Origin of the sequence: Streptococcus sp. SK643, from assembly GCF_000259505.1 — a bacterium.
Lineage (GTDB): Bacteria > Bacillota > Bacilli > Lactobacillales > Streptococcaceae > Streptococcus.
The window spans coordinates 188,898-215,046 of sequence record NZ_AJMM01000006.1; the positions used below are offsets into that span (position 1 = coordinate 188,898).

Genomic DNA, 26,149 nt, shown 5'->3' on the forward strand with positions numbered 1-26,149 from the left:
TGATTGACAAGGCTTGGAACTTATTTACAAAGGAGAATCATCTTGGCAGGACATGACGTTCAATACGGGAAACATCGTACCCGTCGTAGTTTTTCAAGAATCAAAGAAGTTCTTGACTTACCAAATTTGATTGAAATTCAAACTGACTCATTCAAAGATTTCCTAGACCATGGTCTTAAGGAAGTGTTTGAAGATGTATTGCCAATTTCAAACTTCACAGACACAATGGAGTTGGAATTTGTTGGCTATGAGATCAAAGAACCTAAATACACGCTAGAAGAAGCTCGTATCCACGATGCTAGCTACTCAGCGCCAATTTTTGTAACCTTCCGCTTGATCAATAAAGAAACAGGCGAAATCAAGACCCAAGAAGTTTTCTTTGGTGATTTCCCAATCATGACAGAGATGGGTACTTTCATCATTAATGGTGGTGAACGTATCATCGTATCTCAGTTGGTCCGCTCACCAGGTGTTTACTTTAACGATAAAGTTGATAAAAACGGTAAAGTGGGCTACGGTTCAACGGTTATCCCTAACCGTGGGGCTTGGTTGGAACTTGAAAGTGACTCAAAAGATATCGCCTATACTCGTATCGACCGTACTCGTAAAATTCCATTTACAACCTTAGTGCGTGCCCTTGGTTTTTCAGGTGATGATGAAATCTTTGATATCTTTGGTGATAGCGAATTGGTTCGCAATACTGTTGAAAAAGATATCCACAAGAACCCAATGGACTCTCGTACAGACGAAGCCTTGAAAGAAATTTATGAGCGCCTTCGTCCAGGTGAGCCTAAGACTGCTGAAAGCTCACGTAGCTTGCTTGTGGCTCGCTTCTTTGACCCACGCCGCTATGACCTAGCCGCTGTTGGTCGTTATAAAATTAATAAAAAACTCAATATTAAGACACGTTTGCTCAACCAAACGATTGCTGAGCCATTGGTAGATGCTGAAACTGGAGAAATCTTAGTAGAAGCTGGAACTGTTATGACTCGTAGCGTCATTGAAAGTATTGAAAGTCATTTGGATGGCGATTTGAACAAGATTGTCTACATTCCAAACGATGCAGCCGTTGTGACTGAGCCAGTTGTTCTTCAAAAATTCAAGGTTGTTGCACCAACTGATCCTGATCGTGTAGTCACTATCATTGGTAATGCCAATCCAGATGACAAGGTTCGTATTGTCACTCCTGCAGATATCCTTGCTGAGATGAGTTACTTCCTCAACTTAGCTGAAGGAATTGGCCGTGTAGATGATATCGACCACCTTGGAAACCGTCGCATCCGTGCGGTTGGTGAATTGCTTGCCAACCAAGTACGTCTTGGACTTTCTCGTATGGAACGTAATGTCCGTGAACGTATGTCTGTTCAAGATAACGAAGTCTTGACACCACAACAAATTATCAATATTCGTCCTGTAACAGCTGCGGTTAAAGAATTCTTTGGTTCATCACAGTTGTCACAGTTCATGGACCAACACAATCCGCTTTCTGAGTTGTCTCACAAACGCCGTTTGTCAGCCTTAGGACCTGGTGGTTTGACACGTGACCGCGCTGGATATGAAGTACGTGACGTGCACTACACTCACTATGGCCGTATGTGTCCAATCGAGACGCCTGAAGGACCTAACATCGGTTTGATTAATAACTTGTCATCTTACGGACACTTGAACAAATATGGTTTTGTTCAAACACCATACCGTAAGGTTGACCGTGAAACAGGTGTTGTCACAAACGAAATCGTTTGGTTGACAGCCGATGAAGAAGATGAATTTACTGTAGCACAGGCTAATTCTCGTCTGAATGAAGATGGAACATTTGCTGAGAAAGTTGTCATGGGACGTCACCAAGGGGTCAACCAAGAGTATCCAGCTAATGTTGTTGACTACATGGACGTGTCACCAAAACAGGTAGTTGCTGTTGCGACAGCATGTATTCCTTTCTTGGAAAACGATGACTCCAACCGTGCCCTTATGGGAGCCAACATGCAACGTCAGGCTGTACCATTGATTAATCCTAAAGCACCTTACGTTGGTACTGGTATGGAATACCAAGCAGCCCACGATTCTGGAGCGGCTGTGATTGCTCAGTATAACGGTAAAGTTACTTACGCAGATGCTGACAAGGTAGAAGTTCGTCGTGAAGATGGTTCATTGGACGTTTACCACATCCAAAAATTCCGTCGTTCAAACTCAGGTACTGCCTACAACCAACGTACGCTTGTTAAAGTCGGTGATATCGTTGAAAAAGGCGATTTCATTGCTGACGGACCTTCTATGGAAAATGGAGAAATGGCGCTTGGACAAAACCCAATCGTTGCCTACATGACTTGGGAAGGTTACAACTTCGAGGATGCCGTTATCATGAGCGAACGCTTGGTCAAAGATGATGTCTACACATCTGTTCACCTTGAAGAATACGAATCAGAAACACGCGATACAAAGCTTGGACCTGAAGAAATTACTCGTGAAATTCCAAACGTTGGGGAAGACGCTCTTAAAGACCTTGACGAAATGGGTATTATTCGTATCGGTGCTGAGGTTAAAGAAGGTGATATCCTTGTAGGTAAAGTAACACCTAAGGGTGAGAAAGACCTTTCAGCTGAAGAACGTCTCTTGCACGCTATCTTTGGAGATAAGTCTCGTGAAGTGCGTGACACTTCTCTTCGTGTACCACATGGTGCCGATGGTGTCGTTCGTGATGTTAAAATCTTTACACGTGCAAATGGAGATGAGTTGCAATCAGGTGTTAACATGCTGGTTCGCGTCTACATCGCTCAAAAACGTAAGATCAAGGTCGGAGATAAGATGGCCGGACGTCACGGAAACAAAGGGGTTGTCTCTCGTATCGTTCCTGTAGAAGACATGCCTTACCTTCCAGACGGAACTCCAGTCGACATCATGTTGAACCCACTTGGGGTGCCATCACGTATGAATATCGGTCAGGTTATGGAGCTCCACCTTGGTATGGCGGCTCGTACTCTTGGTATTCACATTGCTACACCAGTCTTTGACGGAGCAAGTTCTGAAGATCTTTGGTCAACTGTTAAAGAAGCTGGTATGGATAGCGATGCCAAAACGATCCTTTACGATGGCCGTACTGGTGAACCATTTGATAACCGTGTTTCTGTCGGAGTCATGTACATGATTAAACTCCACCACATGGTTGATGATAAATTGCACGCGCGTTCAGTCGGGCCTTACTCAACCGTTACTCAACAACCACTTGGAGGTAAAGCTCAGTTTGGTGGACAACGTTTCGGTGAGATGGAGGTTTGGGCTCTTGAAGCCTACGGTGCGTCAAATGTCCTTCAAGAAATCTTGACTTACAAGTCTGACGATATCAACGGACGTTTGAAAGCTTATGAAGCTATTACAAAAGGAAAACCAATTCCAAAACCAGGTGTTCCAGAATCCTTCCGAGTTCTTGTGAAAGAATTGCAATCTCTTGGTCTTGACATGCGTGTCCTTGACGAAGATGATCAAGAAGTGGAACTTCGTGACTTGGATGAAGGAATGGACGAAGATGTCATCCACGTAGATGACCTTGAAAAAGCCCGCGAAAAAGCAGCACAAGAGGCTAAAGCAGCCTTTGAAGCTGAAGAAGCTGAGAAAGCAACAAAAGCGGAAGCAACAGAAGAAGCTGCTGAATAAGAAAAAGCAGTTCACTTAGAATAGAAAGGGAAGAAATAGTGGTTGATGTAAATCGTTTTAAAAGTATGCAAATCACCCTAGCTTCTCCAAGTAAAGTCCGTTCATGGTCTTATGGAGAAGTCAAAAAACCTGAAACAATCAATTACCGTACCTTGAAACCAGAACGTGAAGGACTCTTTGATGAAGTTATCTTTGGTCCTACAAAAGACTGGGAATGTGCTTGTGGTAAGTACAAACGCATTCGTTACAGAGGGATTGTTTGTGACCGTTGTGGGGTTGAAGTAACGCGTACGAAAGTTCGCCGTGAGCGTATGGGACATATCGAATTGAAAGCTCCTGTATCTCACATCTGGTACTTCAAGGGGATTCCAAGTCGTATGGGCTTGACTCTTGATATGAGTCCTCGTGCCCTTGAGGAAGTTATCTACTTTGCGGCTTATGTGGTGATTGATCCTAAGGATACACCACTTGAGCATAAGTCTATCATGACAGAGCGCGAATACCGTGAGCGCTTGCGTGAGTATGGTTATGGATCATTCGTTGCCAAGATGGGTGCCGAAGCCATCCAAGACCTTTTGAAACAAGTAGATCTTGAAAAAGAAATTGCTGAACTCAAAGAAGAATTGAAAACAGCTACTGGACAAAAACGTGTTAAAGCCATCCGTCGTTTGGATGTTTTGGATGCCTTTTACAAGTCTGGAAACAAACCTGAATGGATGATTCTCAACATCCTTCCGGTTATTCCACCAGATCTTCGTCCAATGTTGCAGTTGGATGGTGGCCGTTTTGCTTCATCTGACTTGAATGACCTTTACCGCCGTGTTATCAACCGTAACAACCGTTTGGCTCGTTTGCTTGAGTTGAATGCACCAGGTATCATCGTTCAAAATGAGAAGCGTATGCTTCAAGAAGCAGTTGATGCTTTGATTGACAATGGTCGTCGTGGTCGTCCAATCACAGGACCAGGTAGTCGTCCACTGAAATCATTGAGCCACATGCTTAAAGGTAAACAAGGACGCTTCCGTCAAAACTTGCTCGGTAAACGTGTTGACTTCTCAGGACGTTCGGTTATCGCCGTTGGTCCAACTCTTAAGATGTACCAATGTGGTGTGCCACGTGAAATGGCTATCGAGCTCTTTAAACCATTCGTTATGCGTGAAATCGTTGCCCGTGATATCGTGCAAAACGTCAAAGCAGCTAAACGCTTGGTGGAACGCGGAGATGAGCGTATCTGGGACATCCTTGAAGAAGTGATCAAAGAACACCCAGTACTTCTTAACCGCGCACCGACCCTTCACCGTTTGGGTATCCAAGCCTTCGAGCCAGTCTTGATTGATGGTAAGGCCCTTCGCTTGCACCCGCTTGTCTGTGAAGCCTACAATGCCGACTTTGACGGGGACCAAATGGCCATCCACGTACCGCTTTCAGAAGAAGCCCAAGCAGAAGCTCGTATCTTGATGCTAGCTGCTGAGCACATCTTGAACCCGAAAGATGGTAAACCAGTTGTTACTCCGTCTCAGGACATGGTTTTGGGTAACTACTACTTGACTATGGAAGAAGCTGGTCGTGAAGGTGAAGGAATGGTCTTCAAAGACCGTGACGAAGCGGTTATGGCTTACCGTAATGGTTATGTTCACCTCCACTCACGTGTTGGTATCGCAACAGACAGCCTCAACAAGCCTTGGACAGAAGAGCAAAAACATAAGGTCTTGCTCACAACAGTTGGTAAAATCCTCTTCAACGACATCATGCCAGAGGGGCTACCATACTTGCAAGAACCAAACAATGCCAACTTGACAGAAGGCGTTCCAGCTAAATACTTCTTGCCACTTGGTGGAGATATCAAGGAAGCTATCAGCAATCTTGAGCTTAACCCTCCATTCAAGAAGAAAAACCTTGGGAATATCATCGCTGAAATCTTCAAACGTTTCCGTACAACAGAAACTTCTGCCCTACTTGACCGTATGAAGAACCTCGGTTACCACCACTCAACTCTTGCAGGATTGACAGTGGGTATTGCCGATATTCCAGTCGTTGATGACAAGGCTGAAATCATTGAAGAATCACACAAACGTGTAGAACAAATCACAAAACAATTCCGTCGTGGTATGATTACAGACGACGAGCGTTACAATGCTGTTACAGCCGAATGGCGTGCTGCCCGTGAAAAACTTGAGAAACGCTTGATTGCCAACCAAGATCCTAAGAACCCAATCGTTATGATGATGGACTCTGGAGCCCGTGGTAATATCTCAAACTTCTCACAGCTTGCCGGTATGCGTGGTCTGATGGCTGCTCCGAATGGACGTATCATGGAATTGCCAATCCTTTCAAACTTCCGCGAAGGTTTGTCAGTACTCGAAATGTTCTTCTCAACTCACGGTGCGCGTAAAGGTATGACCGATACGGCCCTTAAGACAGCCGACTCAGGTTACTTGACTCGTCGTTTGGTTGACGTTGCCCAAGACGTTATCATCCGTGAGGACGACTGTGGAACTGACCGTGGTCTCTTGATCCGTTCTATCGCAGAAGGAAAAGAAATGATCGAGTCACTCGAAGAGCGTCTCAACGGTCGTTACACTAAGAAAACTGTTAAACATCCAGAAACTGGTGCAGTGATTATCGGTCCAAATGAGTTGATTACAGAAGACAAGGCGCGTGAAATTGTTAATGCTGGTGTTGAAGAAGTGACTATCCGCTCCGTATTTACATGTAACACTCGTCATGGTGTTTGCCGTCACTGTTATGGTATCAACTTGGCGACTGGTGATGCGGTTGAAGTTGGTGAAGCGGTTGGAACAATCGCTGCCCAATCTATCGGCGAACCTGGTACCCAGCTTACAATGCGTACCTTCCACACGGGTGGGGTTGCCTCAAATACTGATATCACTCAGGGTCTTCCTCGTGTCCAAGAAATCTTTGAAGCCCGCAATCCTAAAGGGGAAGCGGTTATCACAGAGGTTAAAGGACAAGTTATCGCTATCGAAGAAGATGCATCAACTCGTACCAAGAAAGTCTTTGTTAAGGGTGAAACTGGCGAAGGTGAATATGTTGTTCCATTTACCGCTCGTATGCGTGTTGAAGTTGGGGACCAAGTAGCGCGTGGTGCTGCTCTTACAGAAGGTTCTATCCAGCCAAAACGTCTCCTTGCAGTTCGCGATGTCTTGTCAGTTGAAACTTACCTTCTTGGTGAAGTACAAAAAGTTTACCGTAGCCAAGGGGTAGAAATCGGTGACAAACACATCGAGGTAATGGTTCGTCAAATGATTCGTAAAGTACGTGTCATGGATCCAGGAGATACAGACCTTCTCATGGGTACCCTCATGGATATCAATGACTTTACAGATGCCAACAAAGATGTCCTTATCGCAGGTGGTGTTCCAGCGACAGGTCGTCCAGTCCTTATGGGAATTACCAAAGCCTCACTTGAAACGAATAGTTTCTTGTCAGCGGCTTCCTTCCAGGAAACAACTCGTGTCCTTACTGACGCGGCTATCCGCGGTAAGAAAGACCATCTTCTTGGACTTAAAGAAAATGTTATCATCGGTAAGATCATCCCGGCAGGTACTGGTATGGCTCGTTACCGTAACCTTGAACCACATGCTATCAACGAAGAAGAATACCTTAATCCTTCAGTAGAGGAAGAAGGAAACGAAGAAGCAACAGAAGTAGTTGTAGATACTGCCGTTGAAACTGTGGAAGAAACAGTAGAATAAAAGAGAATGAGAGAGCCTTCGGGTTCTCTTTCTCTTTTCTGAAAACTTTCTACATTTTTCCATGAAATGTGGTAAAATAATACTCAATGAAAATCAAAGAGCAAACTAGGAAACTATCCGCAGGTTGCTCAAAGCACTGCTTTGAGGTTGTAGATAGAACTGACGAAGTCAGTCACATATATACGACAAGGCGACGTTGACGTGGTTTGAATTTGATTTTCGAAGAGTATAAAAGAAAGAAGCTGACAAAGGAGACGAGTATGGAACAAACATTTTTTATCATTAAGCCAGATGGTGTAAAAAGAGGATTAGTGGGTGAGGTGTTGAAACGCATCGAACAACGTGGATTTACAATCGAAAAATTGGAGTTGCGTTCACAGCTTTCAGAAGAGTTGATTGACCAGCACTATCAGAACTTGGTTGGCCAAAGTTTTTACCCACCGATTCGTGAATTTATGACTTCAGGACCGATTCTTGCGGGTATCATTTCTGGTCCCAAGGTAATCGAAACTTGGCGGACCATGATGGGTGCAACTCGTCCAGAAGAAGCTTTACCAGGAACTATTCGAGGTGATTTTGCAAAAGCTGCTGGAGAAAATGAGGTTATCCAAAATGTTGTACATGGTTCAGATTCAGAAGAGTCAGCTAAGCGAGAAATTGCTATTTGGTTCGAGGGATAAGATAGTAAAAAAACGGCTTTGTTTATAGCAGAACTATTTTTGTTATTTGAGAAGTATTCGTGATAAAACTCAATTAGTCTTTTTCGATTGTGATTTATATTGGTGTTCTGAATCTTGCTTTTCTTTTTTAAAGATTCATTCAAAAAGAGATGTTCTTTTTCTTGTTTGTATGTTTGAATGCTTTTTAGGTGATAAAAAATGAAAATGATTATGCAAATTTATAATAGTGAATTGTAAAGAAAATTCACACAAAAGAAAACTTTTTGGTATAATAATCTTATGTACACTAAAAATGAAGATGATCTTTTAGCTCTAGGGGAAAAACTAGGAACCTTGTTAGAAAAAAATGATGTTCTTATTTTGACGGGTGAACTTGGGGCAGGTAAAACGACTTTTACAAAGGGTCTTGCTAAAGGTTTAGAGATTAATCAGATGATTAAAAGTCCAACTTATACTATTGTTAGAGAGTACGAGGGACGACTTCCACTCTATCATTTGGACGTTTATCGTATCGAGGGAGATGCAGACTCGATTGATTTGGATGAATTTCTCTTTGGTGGTGGAGTGACTGTCATTGAGTGGGGAAATCTCTTGGGCCAAGATTTACCTGATAATTATTTAGAGTTAGAAATTCTAAAAGAAACAACTGGCCGATTCTTAAACTTTAAACCAAAGGGCTTAAGAGCGAATCAATTGGTAGAGGGGCTTCAAGATGGAGTATGAATTACTGATTAGAGAAGCTGATCCTACTGATGCGACTGATTTAGTAGCATTTTTAAATCGCGTGAGTTTAGAAACAGACTTCACAAGTTTAGATAAAGATGGAATATTACTCACAAATAGTGAAATGGGGATCTTCCTTGAGAAGCAAGCTACTTCTGACAATCAGATAACCTTGCTAGCCTTACTCGATGGAGAAATTGCAGGTCTTGTAAATATTACAGCTGATCAACGCAAGAGAGTTCGTCATATTGGAGATCTCTTTATTGTGATTGCAAAAAAATATTGGAATCAAGGTCTGGGAAGTATTTTACTTGAAGAAACGATTGAGTGGGCACAAGCAAGTGGTTTTATCCGTCGTTTGCAGTTGACAGTTCAAACCAGAAATCAGGCTGCTGTTCATCTTTACCAGAAGCATGGTTTTATGATTGAAGGAAAGCAAGAGCGCGGTGCTTACATTGAAGAAGGGAAATTTATTGATGTTTATCTTATGGGTAGACTGATAGATTAGTAAATATATGGTTAAAAAAATTATTGGGATGGTACTAGCTTTTTTAGCTGTGACGATTTTGGGTATAGGTGCATTTGCTTATACCATCTACCAACAAGGAACGGATGCCTTGTCAAAAACCTATAAAAAAATTGGTGAGGAAACAAATGTAATTGAGGCTACTGAGCCATTGACGATTCTTTTGATGGGAGTGGATACAGGGAATGTTGAACGGACTGATCCTTGGGAAGGCAATAGTGATTCAATGATATTGTTAACTGTTAATCCACGTACAAAGAAAACGACTATGTTAAGTTTAGAGCGTGATATCTTAACGAAGATTCAGCATCAGGACGGTCAAGTTGCAGAAGCGAAACTAAATGCTGCCTATGCAGGTGGTGGGGCTGAATTAGCTATTTCGACCATTCAAAAAATGATGAATATTCATATAGATCGTTATGTGATGGTTAATATGCAAGGGCTCCAACAATTAGTGGATGCGGTTGGGGGTATTACAGTTAATAATACCTTGGGCTTCCCAATTTCAATTACTGACCAAGAGGAGTTTAATAAGATTTCAATAGGCGTTGGAGAGCAAACTCTAAATGGAGAAGAAGCTCTTGTGTATTCACGGATGCGTTATCAAGATCCGGAAGGGGATTACGGTCGCCAAAAGAGACAACGGGAAGTTATTCAAAAAGTAGTGGAAAAAGTACTCAGTTTGAATAGTGTTAGTCATTATCAATCAATCTTAAAAGCACTAAGTACGAATATGCAGACCAATATTGACTTGTCTTCTAAAAGTATTCCAAGCTTGTTGGGTTATAGAGATTCCTTTAAAACGATAGAAACGCACCAATTACAAGGTGAAGATGCTAATTTACAAGGAATTTCGTATCAAATTGTAACTACTAGCCATTTATTAGAAATGCAAAATTTATTGAGAACCTCACTTGATAAACCTAAGGTGACAGAGTTAGAAACCAATGCAGTTTTATATGAGACTATTTATGGAAGTCAAAATGGAGGATCAGGAACCGGACCTGTTTCTAACACTATCGACCAAGGAAATGTAGAATAATTTATTTTATAGTTAAATCGTGGGAAATTTCCTGCGATTTTTTCAAAAAAATACGAATAAAAAGTTAGGAGGAAACATGAAAGCAGAAATCATTGCTGTTGGAACAGAGATTTTGACAGGACAGATTGTTAATACCAATGCCCAGTTTTTATCGGAAAAACTAGCAGAGATTGGGGTAGACGTATATTTTCAGACGGCTGTAGGAGACAATGAAGCTCGTCTCTTGTCCTTGCTTGAGATTGCCAGTCAACGCAGCAGTCTGGTGATTTTGACAGGCGGTTTGGGGCCAACTGAGGACGATTTGACCAAACAAACTCTGGCTAAATTTTTAGGGAAAGAATTAGTCTTCGATCCTCAGGCTCAGGAGAAGTTGGATATCTTTTTTGCCCAGAGACCAGACTATGCCCGAACACCAAATAACGAAAGACAAGCTCAACTTGTAGAAGGAGCGACTCCACTACCGAATGAAACAGGACTGGCTGTGGGAGGAATATTGGAAGTCGATGGAGTGACCTACGTTGTCCTTCCAGGTCCACCAAGTGAATTGAAACCCATGGTCTTAAACCAACTTCTACCTAAGTTGATGACAGGTAGAAAGCTTTACTCCCGTGTTCTTCGATTTTTTGGAATTGGAGAGAGTCAGTTGGTGACGATTTTATCTGATTTGATTGATCGGCAAACAGATCCGACCTTGGCACCTTATGCTAAGACGGGTGAAGTGACACTGCGCTTATCTACGAAAGCTATTAGTCAAGAAAAGGCCGATCAAGCTTTAGATGCTTTAGAAGCACAAATTCTTGAACGCCAGACTTTTGAAGGGATCTCTTTAGGAGAAATTTGTTATGGCTATGGGGAAGAAGCTAGCTTGGCAAGTATCGTCGTTGAGGAACTTAAAAAGAGAAATAAAACCATCACAGCTGCCGAGAGTTTGACAGGAGGGCTTTTTCAGGCTACTTTAGCGGACTTTTCAGGAGTTTCCGCTATCTTTAATGGTGGTTTTGTGACCTATAGTCTGGAAGAAAAGTCTAAGATGCTGGACATCTCCGAGCAAGAGTTGCAAAAACATGGGGTTGTTTCTGAGTATACTGCTAAAGAAATGGCGGAGCAAGCACGGTTCAAGACACAGTCTGACTACGGAGTGAGCTTGACAGGTGTTGCTGGACCAGATAGTTTAGAAGGTCATCCAGCTGGAACAGTCTTTATTGGTTTAGCCTATAAAAAAGGAACCGAGGTTATTAAGGCTAATATTGCAGGAAGAAGCCGATCAGATGTACGTCATATTGCGGTTATGCATGCCTTTAACCTAGTTCGCAAGGCTTTATTAAGTGACTAACTTTTGATATAATAGTAGATAGGTCGCAAGACCATTAGAATGTAGGAGAATAGAATGGCGAAAAAACCAAAAAAATTAGATGAAATTTCAAAAAAATTTGGGGCTGATCGTGAAAAAGCCTTGAATGACGCTCTTAAATTGATTGAGAAAGACTTTGGTAAGGGTTCAATCATGCGTTTGGGTGAACGTGCGGAGCAAAAGGTTCAAGTGATGAGTTCAGGTTCTTTGGCTCTTGACATTGCCCTTGGTTCAGGTGGTTATCCTAAGGGACGTATCATTGAAATCTACGGACCAGAGTCATCTGGTAAGACAACGGTTGCCCTTCATGCAGTTGCGCAAGCACAAAAAGAAGGCGGTATTGCAGCCTTTATCGATGCGGAACATGCCCTTGATCCAGCTTATGCTGCGGCCCTTGGTGTCAATATTGACGAATTGCTCTTGTCGCAACCAGACTCAGGAGAGCAAGGTCTTGAAATTGCAGGAAAATTGATTGACTCTGGTGCGGTTGATCTTGTTGTAATTGACTCTGTTGCAGCTCTTGTACCTCGTGCAGAAATCGATGGAGATATCGGAGATAGTCACGTTGGTCTACAGGCCCGTATGATGAGCCAAGCTATGCGTAAACTAGGAGCTTCTATCAATAAGACTAAGACCATTGCTATCTTTATCAACCAATTGCGTGAAAAAGTTGGAGTCATGTTTGGAAATCCAGAAACAACTCCTGGTGGACGTGCTTTGAAATTCTATGCATCTGTCCGTTTGGATGTTCGTGGAAGTACACAGATCAAGGGAACTGGTGACCAAAAAGATACCAACGTTGGTAAGGAAACTAAGATTAAAGTCGTGAAAAATAAAGTAGCTCCGCCATTTAAGGAAGCCTTTGTTGAAATCATGTACGGAGAAGGAATTTCGAAGACTGGTGAACTCTTGAAGATCGCAAGCGACTTGGATATCATCCAGAAAGCAGGAGCTTGGTACTCTTACAAGGATGAAAAAATCGGGCAAGGATCTGAAAATGCTAAGAAATATTTGGCAGATCATCCAGAAGTCTTTGATGCCATTGACCACCAAGTTCGTGTTCAGTTTGGTTTGATTGAGGATGAAGAGGGTTCTGATGACGTTTCCCTAGTTGAAGATAGCACTCCAAACCAAGAAGTAACTCTTGACCTTGGTGATGAACTTGAAATCGAAATTGAAGAATAATGCTAATAAGTAGTGGAGGAAATTCACTACTTTTTCTATGCTTGCCTTGCTATTGAACTTATTCCCTTTGTCTTGTTCCTCCTCTAGAAAGCTGATATAATAGCCTTATGAATAAAAAACGAACAGTGGACCTGATTCATGGCCCGATTCTTCCCTCGCTCTTAAGTTTCGCCTTCCCAATCTTGCTGTCTAATATTTTTCAACAGCTCTATAACACTGCTGATGTCTTGATTGTAGGGCGTTTCCTTGGTCAAGAATCCTTGGCGGCAGTAGGGGCGACAACAGCGATTTTTGACCTGATTGTAGGTTTTACTCTTGGTGTTGGCAATGGGATGGGGATTGTTATTGCTCGCTATTATGGAGCTCGGGACTTCACAAAAATTAAGGAGGCAGTAGCAGCCACCTGGATTTTAGGTGCTCTGTTGAGTATTGTGGTTATGTTGCTGGGATTTCTTGGTTTGTATCCTCTTTTACAGTACCTAGATACCCCGTATGAAATCCTCCCTCAGTCTTATCAATATATTTCTATGATTGTGACCTGTGTCGGTGTCAGCTTTGCCTATAATCTCTTTGCAGGTTTGTTGCGATCTATTGGGGATAGTCTAGCAGCGCTTGGTTTTCTGATTTTCTCTGCCTTGGTTAATGTAGTTCTGGATCTCTATTTCATTACACAACTGCAGTTAGGAGTTCAATCGGCAGGATTTGCTACCATTATTTCGCAAGGCTTATCAGCGGTTCTTTGCTTTTATTATATCCGTAAGAGTGTGCCAGAACTTTTGCCTCAACTTAAACATTTCAAATGGAACAAGGCCTTGTACGCTGATCTCTTGGAGCAAGGTTTGGCTATGGGCCTGATGAGTTCAATTGTATCTATAGGCAGTGTGATTTTACAGTCTTCTGTTAATACCTTTGGTGCAGTGATTATTAGTGCCCAGACGGCAGCTCGACGCATTATGGCCTTTGCCCTTCTTCCTATGACCGCTATTTCTGCATCAATGACGACCTTTGCTTCTCAGAATCTAGGAGCTAAGCGATCAGACCGCATTGTCCAAGGTCTTCGAATCGGCAGTCGTTTAGGTATGTCCTGGGCAGTTTTTGTTTGTATCTTCCTCTTTTTTGCCAGTCCAGCCTTGGTTTCCTTCTTGGCTAGTTCGACGGATAGCTATTTGGTAGAAAATGGCAGTCTCTATCTGCAAATCAGTTCAGCCTTTTATCCTATTTTGAGTCTCTTGTTGATTTATCGCAATTGTTTGCAGGGCTTGGGGCAAAAAGTCCTTCCTCTGGTTTCTAGCTTTATCGAACTAATCGGGAAAATCGCTTTTGTGGTCTTGATTATCCCTTGGGCGGGCTATAAGGGAGTTATCCTTTGTGAACCCCTTATCTGGGTTGCCATGACCATCCAACTTTATTTCTCACTGTTCCGTCATCCCTTGATAAAAGAAGGCAAGGCCATCTTGGCAACAAAAGTGTCATCATAGCTCGATTTGCTGAATAAAATCCGTTTCCTCTAGTGAAAATCGAAAAAACTTGTGTTATAATAAGAAAGATTAAAATGTGAAAAAAGGAGATTCCTAATGGGACGTAAATGGGCCAATATCGTAGCCAAGAAAACGGCTAAAGATGGAGCTAACTCTAAGGTATATGCAAAATTTGGTGTAGAAATCTATGTAGCAGCTAAAAAAGGTGATCCAGATCCAGAATCAAACTCAGCTTTGAAATTCGTTATCGACCGTGCTAAACAAGCCCAAGTGCCAAAACACGTTATCGATAAAGCGATTGATAAAGCCAAAGGAAATACAGACGAAACCTTTACAGAAGGACGTTACGAAGGTTTTGGACCAAATGGTTCTATGCTGATTGTTGATACTTTGACTTCAAATGTCAACCGTACAGCGGCTAATGTCCGTGCAGCTTTTGGTAAAAATGGCGGAAACATGGGTGCTTCAGGTTCGGTTTCATACCTCTTTGACAACAAGGGAGTTATTGTATTTGCAGGTGAAGATGCGGACGCAGTCTTTGAGCAATTGCTAGAAGCAGATGTGGATGTGGATGATGTAGAAGCAGAAGAAGGTACAATCACAGTTTACACAGCTCCAACTGACCTTCATAAGGCTATCGTTGCCCTCCGTGAGTCTGGCGTTGAAGAGTTCCAAGTGACTGAATTGGAAATGATTCCTCAGTCAGAAGTGGAATTGTCAGGCGATGACCTTGAAACCTTTGAAAAACTTTACAGCGTCCTTGAGGACGACGAAGACGTACAAAAGATCTACACAAACGTAGACGGGTTCTAATTTAACCTAGAGAACATGATCCTAAGTGAAAAAATCACTTGGGATTTTTTTGAATCAAGAAAATAGTTCTCGTGGAAACTTTTTCTTGACATCTCTTTTCAAAGTGGTAAAATACTTCTCATGGAAACTTATTTAGTTCCTAGGAGAACTAAATGTGATAGTTAGAAAGGAGTTAGTATGGATAAACCGATGTTAGTCTTTAAGCGTTTTGGTCATCAGATTCACCTGATGGTGCAAAAGGAAGCCAAACGTTGTGGTATTGAATTTATGGGGGGGCCTCAAGGTCAGGTTGTACGTTTTTTGGATAATCGTGAGAAAAACCAAGACTTGGTCTTGATTAAAGATATCGAGCAGGAACTCAATATTACCAAGTCTGTTGCTAGTAATTTGGTCAAGCGTATGGTGCAAAATGGTTTGGTGGAATTGGAGGCGAGTCCTAGCGATAAGCGGGCGAAATTTGTTCGTTTGACGGACAAAGCACGTTCTCAAATGCAGCAGGTTAAGTCCTTCTTTGAACGCATAGACAAGCAGTTGATGGAAGACATTGATGAAGATGAATTACTGATTTTTGAGAAAGTTCTAGGTCAACTACAGGAAAATATCAAGAGAATAGGAGGAGATAATGAAGAAATTAGCTAAACGAATTAGTAGAAAAGAATGGGGGATGATTTTACTAGCCATTCTCTTTACTTGCTTTTCGGTCTATCTAGAGTTGGAAGTGCCGACCTATATCTCGAAAATTACGGATTTACTAGGTAGTCAAGGAACTAATTTAGATGAGTTGTGGCAGCCGGCAAGCATGATGTTGGGAATGTCCTTTCTTGCCTTCTTGTCCGTAGTTGCAGTTGGTTTTTTTGCATCCCGAGTGGCGGCTTCTTATACTAGTAGGTTAAGAAGCGATATTTTTAACCGAGTTTTGGATTACTCGCAGACAGAGATTAAGAAATTCTCTATTCCCAGTCTTTTAACTCGTACCACCAATGACATCACTCAAGTTCAAATGTTGATTACCATGGGCTTGCAAGTAGTTACGCGTGGTCCGATTATGGCTATCTGGGCTATTGGGAAGATTTTAGGCCATTCAGAATACTGGCTCTGGGCCGTACTTGTGGCAGTGATTGTCAACGTTTTGATGACGACCGTTTTGATGACGCTAGCCTTTCCAAAACAGTCCTTGATTCAGGGGATGACAGATAAACTAAACAGTATCACTCGTGAAAGTTTAACAGGTATTCGTGTCGTTCGTGCCTACAATGCAGAGGAATACCAAAATGAAAAATTTGCAGCAGCAAATGATGAATTGACACGCTTGAATTTGTTTGTCAACCGTCTCATGGCTATTTTGAACCCTATCATGATGGGGATTTCAAGTGGCTTGAGTGTGGCGATTTACTGGATTGGGGCCTATGTGATTAACGATGCTGCTCCAATAGCACGTCTGCCTCTTTTTAGTGACATGATTGTTTTCATGTCTTATGCCATGCAGGTTGTCATGGGCTTCCTTCTCATGGGAGCACTTTTCATCGTTCTTCCCCGAACTATGGTCTCTGCTAAGCGGATTAATCAAGTTTTAGATTTGCATTCTTCTATCCAAAATCCTGCTCAAGTGCAGCTGGCTGATGAAAACCTCAAAGGTCAGGTCGAGTTTAAGGATGTGACCTTCCGCTATGCGGCAAATTCGGAGGCAGTTATCGAGCATGTTAGCTTTAGAGCAGAAGCTGGTCAAACAGTGGCCTTTATTGGGTCAACAGGTTCTGGTAAATCAACTCTGGTCAATCTGATTCCACGTTTCTACGATGTGTCAGAAGGAGAAATTCAGGTGGACGGTGTCAATGTTCAAGACTATGCCTTAGAAGATTTGCGCAACAAGGTTGGTTATATTCCCCAGAAAGCGGTTCTCTTTTCAGGTGATGTTAAGAGCAATTTGGACTTTGGACAGAGTCAAGAAACACCACTTAGTGAGCAAGCTATGTGGCAAGCCTTGGAATTGGCCCAGTCTAAGAACTTTATCGAAGACAAGGAAGCGGGTTTGGCGTCAGAAGTGGCCCAAGGAGGAAACAACTTCTCAGGTGGTCAAAGACAGCGTCTGGCAATTGCGCGTGCCTTGGCTCGAAAGCCAGAAATCCTCATCTTTGATGACTCCTTCTCAGCCTTGGACTACAAGACAGACCGTGTCCTACGCCAAGAGCTAGCAGAGAAAACCAAGTCTATGACCAAGCTTATCGTCGCACAGCGTATTTCAACGATTATGGATGCAGATTTGATTTTAGTCTTGGAACAAGGGAAAGTCGTGGGGCAAGGCACCCACAAGGAACTTCTAGCTAATAACGAAGTTTACCAAGAAATTGCCTATTCACAACTATCGAAGGAGGAATTGGAACATGGAAAATAAGAAAATGTCTCTTTGGAAACAGAGTAAACCCTATCTTGCAGGCCTCCAGTTTGCCCTTCTGATAGCCTTTCTAGCAACAATCGTATCCAATATCATTACTGTATATGGTCCAACCCGCATTAAGGAAATGACTAATATCATTGCCAGTGGTCTGGAAACAAGTGTGGATGTCGTGGCGGTTGCAGCTATTGGTGGTTTTTTGGCCGTCATCTATGTGATTGGACTCCTATCAAATTATTTACAGGCATTTCTGTTTACAACAGCTATTCAACGTTTTTCAGAGCGTTTGAGAAGAGCTATTTCAGAGAAAATCAATAGCCTACCATTGGGATATTTTGATGGACACTCTCAGGGGGATACCTTATCTCGTGTAACCAATGATGTTGACACTGCAGCCCAGTCCCTTAATCAAAGTCTGGGAACAGTTCTTTCATCTAGTTTATTGGTCTTAGCAGTCTTGGTAACCATGTTTGGGATGAACTGGATTTTAGCCTTGGTTACGGTTGTTTCAACTCTTATCGGTTTTGCTTTCGTGTCCGTCTTTATGGGCAAATCACAGGGCTTCTTTAAGAGTCAGCAACAGGATTTGGCAGCTGTCAATGGCTATGTGGAAGAAATGTACTCTGGTCATAATGTGGTGACTAGTTACAATGCTATCGAGAGCACGAAAGAAGAGTTTGCGAAATTAAACCATCGTCTGTATGACAGTATCTGGAAATCTCAGTTTATTTCAGGGATTATGATGCCGATTATGATGTTCATTGGGAACTTTAGTTATGCCTTAGTGATTATCGTCGGTGCAGCCTTGGCTCTGAATGGGCAGATTAGTATCGGGATTATCGTTGCTTTTATGGCCTACGTTCGTATCTTTTCTCAGCCTCTTTCACAAATTGCCCAAGGGATTACTAGTCTTCAGCAGGCTGGTGCAGCCATGGGACGTGTCTTCGAATTTCTAGCTGAAGATGAAATGGAAGATGAATCTCATAAAGAAAGACAATTGAGCGATATGAAAGGGCAAGTGGTCTTTGATCGAGTTTCTTTTGGTTACACACCAGAGAGAATCATCATCCATGACTTTTCTGCGACCGCTCATGCAGGTCAAAAGGTTGCGATTGTCGGACCGACTGGGGCTGGTAAGACAACCATTGTTAATCTTTTGATGAAGTTCTATGAGATTGATAAGGGAAGTATCTGCATTGATGGTGTGGATACCAAGGAGATGAAGCGTTCGGAAGTGCACGATGCCTTTTCAATGGTCTTGCAGGACACCTGGCTCTTTGAAGGCACTATCCGAGACAATCTTATCTATAATCAAAAGGGTATTAGTGATGAGCGCGTGATCGAAGCCAGCAAGGCTGTAGGAATTCACCACTTTATTATGACTCTACCAGATGGTTACGATACCGTCTTGGATGATACAGTGACCTTGTCTGTCGGACAAAAACAACTCTTGACTATCGCTCGTGCTTTGCTGAAAGATGCACCACTCCTAATCCTAGATGAGGCGACTTCTTCTGTTGATACCCGTACAGAGGAATTGATTCAGAGAGCCATGGATCGTTTGATGGAGGGCAGAACTTCCTTTGTTATCGCCCACCGCTTGTCTACTATCCGAAATGCTGATCTTATTCTTGTCATGAAAGATGGAAATATCATCGAGCAAGGAAATCATGATGAGCTAATGGCGCAAGCTGGCTTCTATGCTGATTTGTATAACAGTCAATTTACAGAAGACCAAGCAGAAGAATAAACCCAAAGAAGGCTTGACGGCCTTCTTTTTCTGCACTATACTAGAAGACAAGTGCTTCCCTGCAAGCAATACTCTTCGAAAATCTCTTCAAACCGCGGCAGCTTCGCCTTGCTGTAGATATATGTTATTGACTCCGTCAGTCTTATTTACAATCTCAAAGCAGTGCTTTGAGCAGTCTGCAGCTAGCTTCCTAGTTTGCTCTCTGATTTTCATTGAGTATAAAATTTGAGTAAGTGATGAGAAAATATATGAAAAATTATCAAGAATGGTATGACAACATTGCTGCTAACATTAAAAATAAGCCCTTTCTTCTGAGCTTGTTAAGAACTTTTAATCGCTTCATGACAGTAGTTGTGTCTATGATTTATCTAACCTTGTTAGCAACTACCTATCTCCAACAAGGACTTGGAAAACAAGTCTTGATCTATGTGTTTATCCCTGCATCAGGTTTTGTGATTTTGTCCTTTCTTCGTAAGAAAATCAATGCCCCTAGGCCTTATGAGGAATGGACTATCAAACCTTTGCTTGACAGAGATAGTCCTGGTCAGTCTATGCCTAGTCGTCATGTCTTTTCAGCAACCATTATATCCATGGCTTGCTTTCATGCTAGTTTATCTGTAGGGGTTATCTTGTTGGTTTTGTCAGCCTTTCTCGGTCTAGTGAGAGTATTAGGGGGAGTGCATTATCCCAAGGATGTAGTGGTTGGCTATATGTGTGCTCTTGTGTGGGGTGTGATTTTCTTTCTATGTTGACCTGTAAGTTAAGGCAGCCTTACAACCATTTACGGGTCTAAAGGAACCACTTGCTTTTTTGCTCTTGTTTTCTTATTTTAGCTTTGATATAGTAGAGTCAGAAAGGAGATGGAATGAAGTTACGAATCGAAATTGACAGCAATTTAGAGGAAACTGAAATTGTTATCAAGGCAGCGGCTTTGACAGATGAGATTGCGGATTTACAGCGGCTCTTGCAAGAATCCAAGTCTCCTAGGTTGATTTTTTACAAGGGGACGGGCGAATATTATCTGGACTTGTCGGAAATTCTCTTCTTTGAGACAGAAGGTAGCAAGATTTATGCCCATACCCAGAAAGATGCCTACGAGGTTCGGCTCAAACTCTATGAGTTAGAGGCTATCCTTCCTCGCTATTTTAGCCGGGTATCCAAGTCTACTATTGCAAATATCCGTCAGGTTTACTCGGTGGACAAGTCCTTTTCAGGAACGGGCACCATTTCCTTTTATCAAACCCACAAGGAGGTTCATGTCTCACGGCATTATCAATCCCTCCTAAAAGAAAATCTAAGAAACATGAGGTAACAAGATGAAAAAGAAAGCATTTGGTATTGTATTGCTCATTTTGGCAACTTTAATATTATTACAAGGAAATTTTGGAATCCCTTCATTTGGAGGGCAGATTTGGCCCTTGATCGGTATTGCTTTTTTTGCCTATCAATCAGTTGGAGCTTTGTTGCGTCGCCACTTAACTTCAGCCTCTTTTACAGCTCTAGTAGCCTTAATGATTGCTAACCACTTTTATGATATTTTACCAATTCCAAATCAGTCATTGTTCTGGGCGAGTATTTTAATCGTAATGGGTGTCAGCGCACTCACTCATTCTAACAGAACTTGGAATGGAAAAAAATGGTGGTATGACGGTGAAAAGACCATTTTGACAGATAAGGAAGTCGCTTTTGGGACTGGGACTTTCTACAAGCAAAATCAAGAATTGGTAGACGATCAAGTAGAAGTTGGTTTTGGCAATGCCAAGATATATTATGACAATGCAGAGATTTTAGGAGATAGCGCAAGCCTGAAAGTGGAAGTTGGTTTTGGCAATGCAGTTATCTATGTTCCCCAACATTGGCGAGTTGATCTAAAGGTAGAAACTTTCTGTGGTGTAGCAAAGGCAGATACTTCTCTAGCCCCAACTAGCAAAACCTTGATTATCCGTGGAGATGTGGCTTTTGGGAAGTTGGGGATTGTCTACGTTAAATAAAAAAATCTTCCAATTCCCTTGCAAAAAAAGAGAAAGTGTGATAACATAGTACGGTATGTGGTGCTAGCACATCCGCTATATTAGATCTAATAGGAGGAAAACACAAATGGCTAAAGTATGTTACTTTACAGGTCGTAAGACTGTATCTGGAAACAACCGTTCACACGCGATGAACCAAACTAAACGTGCCGTAAAACCAAACCTTCAAAAAGTTACTGTTCTTATCGATGGTAAACCTAAAAAAGTTTGGGCTTCAGCTCGTGCTTTGAAATCAGGTAAAGTTGAACGCGTTTAATTATGAAAGTAAGGAGACCTTAGGGTCTTTTTCTTTTGCTCTAAGGTTAAAATCATTTGAAAAATAGAGCAAATATCCGCTGATACAGTATTCTGCTTTTACACTTAGGCTGAAATATGATAAAATAGAGTATCAACTAGTCGAGGTAAAAAGAATGACTGTAAAAATTAATACAAAAGATGGTCAAATCGAACTAACAGACGAAGTCATTGCAACCGTTGTAGGCGGTGCAGCGACTGAGATTTTTGGTGTAGTCGGTATGGCTAGTAAAAATGCTCTTAAAGATAATTTCCAAGCTCTTCTCAGAAAAGATAATTACTCAAAAGGGGTTGTCGTAAAAGCAGCTGAGGATGGCAGTATTGCAGTTGATGTTTATACCGTATTAAGCTACGGAACAAAGATTAGTGAGGTCTCAAAGAACATTCAAGATAGTGTTCGCTTTAGTTTGGAAAACCAACTTGGAATTACTGCTCAGACTGTCAATGTCTTCATTCAAAATATCAAAGTTGTAGGAGAATAAACGTGTCAAAAATTACTACCAGCTTATTTCAGGAAATGGTGCAGGCAGCATCAACTCGCTTGAATAAGCAAGCTGAATATGTCAATTCATTAAACGTCTTTCCAGTTCCAGATGGAGATACTGGGACAAATATGGGAATGACCATCGAAAATGGTGCTAAGGAAGTAGCGGATAAGCCGGCTTCTACAGTTGGAGAGGTAGGAAGTATTCTTGCCAAAGGGCTTTTGATGGGTGCACGTGGAAACTCAGGTGTTATCACTTCTCAGCTTTTCCGTGGCTTTTCACAAGCTATTAAGGATAAAGAAGAGTTGAATGGTCAAGATTTGGCTCTTGCCTTCCAATCAGGGGTTGAAGTGGCTTACAAAGCAGTAATGAAACCAGTTGAGGGAACTATTTTGACAGTTTCTCGCGGTGCTGCGATCGGTGCTAAGAAAAAAGCTGAACAGACAGATGATGCCGTTGAGGTTATGCGCGCTGCTTTAGAGGGTGCAAAAACAGCACTAGCTAAAACACCTGATATGCTTCCAGTCTTGAAAGAAGTTGGAGTTGTGGACTCTGGTGGTCAAGGATTGGTGTTCATCTACGAAGGTTTTCTTTCAGCTCTTACAGGTGAATATAGTGCATCTGAGGATTTTGTAGCCACTCCTGCAAATATGAGTGAAATGATTAATGCTGAACACCATAAGTCTGTGGCAGGTCATGTGGCAACTGAAGACATTACTTTCGGCTACTGTACAGAAATCATGGTAGCCCTTAAGCAAGGCCCTACTTATGTTAAAGACTTTGACTACGAAGAGTTCCGTAACTATTTGAATGAGCTTGGAGATTCACTCCTTGTTGTTAACGACGATGAAATCGTCAAAGTTCACGTTCATACAGAAGACCCAGGTTTGGTCATTCAAGAAGGTCTTAAATATGGTAGCTTAGTCAAGGTAAAAGTGGACAACATGCGTAACCAACATGAAGCGCAAGTTGAAAAGGAAGCATCTCAAGCTAGTCAACCAACTGAAGAAAAAGAATATGCGCTTATTGCCGTAGTAGCTGGTCAAGGCTTGGCAGATATCTTCCGTGCCCAAGGTGTTGATTATGTTATCGAAGGTGGTCAAACCATGAACCCTTCAACAGAGGACTTCATCAAGGCTGTCGAACATGTCAATGCTCGAAACATCATTTTCTTGCCAAACAATAAGAATATCTTTATGGCGGCTCAATCTGCTGCAGAAGTTTTGGAAACGCCAGCAGTTGTTGTAGAAGCACGTACTCTTCCTCAAGGTTTGACAAGTCTTTTGGCCTTTGACCCAAGTAAGTCAATCGAAGAAAACAAAGAACGTATGACAGCAGCCCTTAGTGATGTAGTCAGCGGAAGTGTGACCACAGCTGTGCGTGATACAACGATTGATGGTTTAGAAATCCATGAAAATGATAATCTTGGTATGGTGGATGGAAAAATCCTCGTGTCAAACCCTGATATGCACCAAACCTTGACAGAAACATTGAAACATATGTTGGACGAAGATAGTGAAATCGTAACCTTCTATGTTGGAGAAGACGGAAGCGAAGAACTTGCCAATGAAATTGCTCAAGAAATCGTTGAAGAGTTCGAAGACGTAGAAGTCGAAATTCACCAAGGTCAACAACCTGTTTACCCATACCTATTTAGTGTAGAATAAGATGAATGAAGAACTGAGAAATCAGTTCTTTTTGTATTTTTAAGAGAAAAAACGCTATATTCCATATAAAAATAAAAATATTATTCATAAAAAAATACTAAAATAGAAAATTCAGAAAATTTCTTCTTTTGCCTTGAAAATTTTTGAAAAAATGGTATGATAGTAACAAGTTATTTTTAAGAGAAGAGAAAGGGGAACAATGGAGAAAATCAGTTTAGAATCTCCTAAGACGGGGTCGGACCTAGTTTTGGAAACACTTCGTGATTTAGGAGTTGATACTATCTTTGGTTATCCTGGTGGTGCTGTCTTGCCTTTTTATGATGCAATATATGGTTTTAAAGGCATTCGTCATATTCTGGGGCGCCATGAGCAAGGGTGCTTACATGAAGCTGAGGGTTATGCCAAATCAACTGGAAAGTTGGGTGTTGCAGTTGTTACAAGTGGACCAGGAGCAACAAATGCCATTACAGGTATTGCGGATGCCATGAGTGATAGCGTTCCTCTTTTAGTTTTTACTGGCCAGGTGGCTCGAGCTGGGATTGGTAAAGATGCTTTCCAAGAAGCTGATATTGTGGGAATCACTATGCCGATTACCAAATATAATTATCAAGTACGCGAGACAGCTGATATTCCTCGTATCATTACGGAAGCTGTTCACATCGCAACTACAGGGCGTCCAGGGCCAGTTGTCATTGACCTACCTAAAGACGTGTCTGCTCTAGAAACGGACTTTATTTATGCTCCTGATGTAAACTTACCAAGTTATCAGCCGACAACTGAACCTAATGATATGCAAATCAAGAAAATCTTGAAGCAATTATCTAAGGCTAAAAAGCCAGTATTGTTAGCTGGTGGTGGAGTGAGTTATGCAGAGGCTGCTGCAGAATTAAATGAATTTGCAGAGCGTTATCAAATTCCAGTGGTGACTAGTCTTTTAGGTCAAGGGACGATTGCAACTAGCCATCCCCTCTTCCTTGGAATGGGGGGAATGCATGGTTCATTTGCAGCTAACATTGCCATGACTGAATCGGATTTTATGATTAATATTGGTTCGCGTTTTGATGATCGTTTAACTGGAAATCCCAAGACCTTTGCTAAAAATGCTAAGGTTGCCCACATTGATATTGATCCAGCAGAGATTGGTAAGATTATCAAAGTAGATATCCCAGTTGTTGGTGATGCTAAGAAAGCCTTGCAAATGCTATTAGCAGAGCCGATAGTTCATAACAATACTGAAAAGTGGATTGAAAAAGTCACAAAAGATAAAGAGCGTGTTCGTTCTTATGATAAGAAAGAACGAGTCGTTCAACCTCAAGCAGTTATTGAGCGAATTGGTGAGTTGACCAAGGGAGATGCCATTGTTGTTACAGACGTTGGTCAACACCAAATGTGGACAGCTCAGTATTATCCCTACCAAAATGAACGTCAGTTAGTGACTTCAGGTGGTTTAGGAACGATGGGATTTGGAATTCCAGCAGCAATCGGTGCTAAAATTGCTAACCCAGACAAGGAAGTTGTCTTGTTTGTTGGTGATGGTGGTTTCCAAATGACCAACCAAGAATTGGCGATTTTGAACATCTATAAGGTTCCAATCAAGGTTGTGATTCTCAATAATCACTCGCTTGGGATGGTTCGCCAGTGGCAGGAAGCTTTCTATGAAGGTAGAACTTCAGAGTCTGTATTTGATGTCCTTCCGGACTTCCAGCTGATGGCACAGGCTTATGGAATTAAAAACTATAAGTTTGATAATCCTGAGACTCTAGAAGAGGATCTTAAGGTTATCACTGAAGATGTACCAATGCTAATCGAGATTGATATTTCTCGTAAGGAGCAAGTTTTACCAATGGTACCAGCTGGCAAGAGTAATCATGAGATGTTGGGGGTGAAGTTCCATGCGTAGAATGTTAACAGCTAAACTACAGAATCGTTCAGGTGTTCTCAATCGCTTTACAGGAGTCTTGTCCCGCCGTCAGGTTAATATTGAGAGTATTTCTGTCGGAATTACAGAGGATCCTAATGTATCACGTATCACCATTATTATTGATGTGGCTTCTCATGATGAAGTGGAGCAAATCATCAAGCAACTCAATCGTCAGATTGACGTGATTCGCATTCGTGATATAACAGATAAACCTCATCTAGAGCGTGAAGTTATTTTGGTTAAGGTATCAGCACCAGCTGAGAAGCGAGCTGAGATTCTAGCTATTATTCAACCTTTCCGAGCAACGGTGGTAGATGTAGCGCCAAGCTCGATCACTATTCAGATGACAGGAAATGCTGAAAAAAGTGAAGCTCTATTGCGAGTTATTCGACCATACGGTATTCGTAATATTGCTCGAACAGGTGCAACTGGATTTACCCGCGATTAA

General features: G+C 41.9%; 21 protein-coding genes. All 21 read left to right on the forward strand.

Annotated elements, in window-relative coordinates; all coding sequences use genetic code 11:
- Positions 1–42 precede the first annotated feature (42 nt).
- A complete protein-coding gene (rpoB, locus tag HMPREF1117_RS04185) occupies positions 43–3,648 on the forward strand; it encodes a DNA-directed RNA polymerase subunit beta (RefSeq protein WP_000907156.1) in 3,606 nt (1,201 codons plus the stop codon).
- Between the two features lie 38 nt (positions 3,649–3,686).
- Positions 3,687–7,364, forward strand: a complete 3,678-nt coding sequence (rpoC, locus tag HMPREF1117_RS04190) for a DNA-directed RNA polymerase subunit beta' (protein ID WP_000228744.1) — start codon at positions 3,687–3,689, stop codon at positions 7,362–7,364.
- 260 nt (positions 7,365–7,624) lie between these two features.
- A complete protein-coding gene (gene ndk, locus HMPREF1117_RS04195) occupies positions 7,625–8,044 on the forward strand; it encodes a nucleoside-diphosphate kinase (protein WP_000438292.1) in 420 nt (139 codons plus the stop codon).
- Positions 8,045–8,323: 279 nt separating this feature from the next.
- Complete coding sequence (gene tsaE, locus HMPREF1117_RS04200) at positions 8,324–8,767, forward strand: tRNA (adenosine(37)-N6)-threonylcarbamoyltransferase complex ATPase subunit type 1 TsaE (RefSeq protein ID WP_000288223.1); 444 nt, start codon at positions 8,324–8,326, stop codon at positions 8,765–8,767.
- Entirely contained in the window at positions 8,757–9,275 is a 519-nt protein-coding gene (locus HMPREF1117_RS04205) for a GNAT family N-acetyltransferase (RefSeq protein ID WP_000455527.1), read from the forward strand. Before tsaE ends, HMPREF1117_RS04205 begins: the two co-directional genes overlap by 11 nt.
- A 7-nt stretch (positions 9,276–9,282) precedes the next feature.
- On the forward strand, positions 9,283–10,335 hold the full coding sequence (gene lytR, locus HMPREF1117_RS04210) for a glycopolymer--peptidoglycan transferase LytR (RefSeq protein WP_000239263.1): 1,053 nt from the start codon (positions 9,283–9,285) through the stop codon (positions 10,333–10,335).
- A gap of 76 nt (positions 10,336–10,411) precedes the next feature.
- Positions 10,412–11,668 (forward strand): competence/damage-inducible protein A, encoded by a 1,257-nt coding sequence (locus tag HMPREF1117_RS04215; protein ID WP_000642681.1) that lies wholly within the window; start codon positions 10,412–10,414, stop codon positions 11,666–11,668.
- 54 nt (positions 11,669–11,722) lie between these two features.
- On the forward strand, positions 11,723–12,871 hold the full coding sequence (gene recA, locus HMPREF1117_RS04220; RefSeq protein ID WP_001085443.1) for a recombinase RecA: 1,149 nt from the start codon (positions 11,723–11,725) through the stop codon (positions 12,869–12,871).
- Positions 12,872–12,978: 107 nt separating this feature from the next.
- Complete coding sequence (locus tag HMPREF1117_RS04225) at positions 12,979–14,349, forward strand: MATE family efflux transporter (RefSeq protein WP_001036249.1); 1,371 nt, start codon at positions 12,979–12,981, stop codon at positions 14,347–14,349.
- A 96-nt stretch (positions 14,350–14,445) separates the two neighbouring features.
- Positions 14,446–15,162 (forward strand): YebC/PmpR family DNA-binding transcriptional regulator, encoded by a 717-nt coding sequence (locus HMPREF1117_RS04230; protein ID WP_000532879.1) that lies wholly within the window; start codon positions 14,446–14,448, stop codon positions 15,160–15,162.
- Positions 15,163–15,339: 177 nt separating this feature from the next.
- The gene (locus HMPREF1117_RS04235) at positions 15,340–15,801 is read left to right on the forward strand and encodes a MarR family winged helix-turn-helix transcriptional regulator (RefSeq protein WP_000360542.1); all 462 of its coding nucleotides are present in this window, start codon (positions 15,340–15,342) and stop codon (positions 15,799–15,801) included.
- Positions 15,785–17,554: an ABC transporter ATP-binding protein gene (locus HMPREF1117_RS04240; RefSeq protein ID WP_000731782.1), complete on the forward strand. Its 1,770-nt coding sequence runs from the start codon at positions 15,785–15,787 to the stop codon at positions 17,552–17,554. Before HMPREF1117_RS04235 ends, HMPREF1117_RS04240 begins: the two co-directional genes overlap by 17 nt.
- On the forward strand, positions 17,544–19,304 hold the full coding sequence (locus HMPREF1117_RS04245) for an ABC transporter ATP-binding protein (protein WP_000428278.1): 1,761 nt from the start codon (positions 17,544–17,546) through the stop codon (positions 19,302–19,304). Before HMPREF1117_RS04240 ends, HMPREF1117_RS04245 begins: the two co-directional genes overlap by 11 nt.
- Before the next feature lie 248 nt (positions 19,305–19,552).
- Positions 19,553–20,056 carry a phosphatase PAP2 family protein gene (locus HMPREF1117_RS04250; protein WP_000800911.1) on the forward strand — a complete coding sequence of 168 codons (504 nt, stop codon included), beginning with the start codon at positions 19,553–19,555 and terminating at the stop codon, positions 20,054–20,056.
- 113 nt (positions 20,057–20,169) lie between these two features.
- On the forward strand, positions 20,170–20,616 hold the full coding sequence (locus HMPREF1117_RS04255; protein ID WP_000776606.1) for a LytTR family DNA-binding domain-containing protein: 447 nt from the start codon (positions 20,170–20,172) through the stop codon (positions 20,614–20,616).
- A 4-nt stretch (positions 20,617–20,620) separates the two neighbouring features.
- Positions 20,621–21,295 (forward strand): LiaF transmembrane domain-containing protein, encoded by a 675-nt coding sequence (locus HMPREF1117_RS04260; RefSeq protein WP_000725714.1) that lies wholly within the window; start codon positions 20,621–20,623, stop codon positions 21,293–21,295.
- A 106-nt stretch (positions 21,296–21,401) separates the two neighbouring features.
- Positions 21,402–21,590, forward strand: a complete 189-nt coding sequence (gene rpmB / locus HMPREF1117_RS04265) for a 50S ribosomal protein L28 (RefSeq protein ID WP_001140948.1) — start codon at positions 21,402–21,404, stop codon at positions 21,588–21,590.
- Between the two features lie 154 nt (positions 21,591–21,744).
- A complete protein-coding gene (locus HMPREF1117_RS04270; protein ID WP_000216440.1) occupies positions 21,745–22,110 on the forward strand; it encodes an Asp23/Gls24 family envelope stress response protein in 366 nt (121 codons plus the stop codon).
- Between the two features lie 2 nt (positions 22,111–22,112).
- Positions 22,113–23,780: a DAK2 domain-containing protein gene (locus HMPREF1117_RS04275; protein ID WP_000036695.1), complete on the forward strand. Its 1,668-nt coding sequence runs from the start codon at positions 22,113–22,115 to the stop codon at positions 23,778–23,780.
- Between the two features lie 199 nt (positions 23,781–23,979).
- Entirely contained in the window at positions 23,980–25,680 is a 1,701-nt protein-coding gene (locus tag HMPREF1117_RS04280) for an acetolactate synthase large subunit (RefSeq protein ID WP_000411754.1), read from the forward strand.
- Positions 25,673–26,149, forward strand: a complete 477-nt coding sequence (ilvN, locus tag HMPREF1117_RS04285; protein ID WP_001253810.1) for an acetolactate synthase small subunit — start codon at positions 25,673–25,675, stop codon at positions 26,147–26,149. Before HMPREF1117_RS04280 ends, ilvN begins: the two co-directional genes overlap by 8 nt.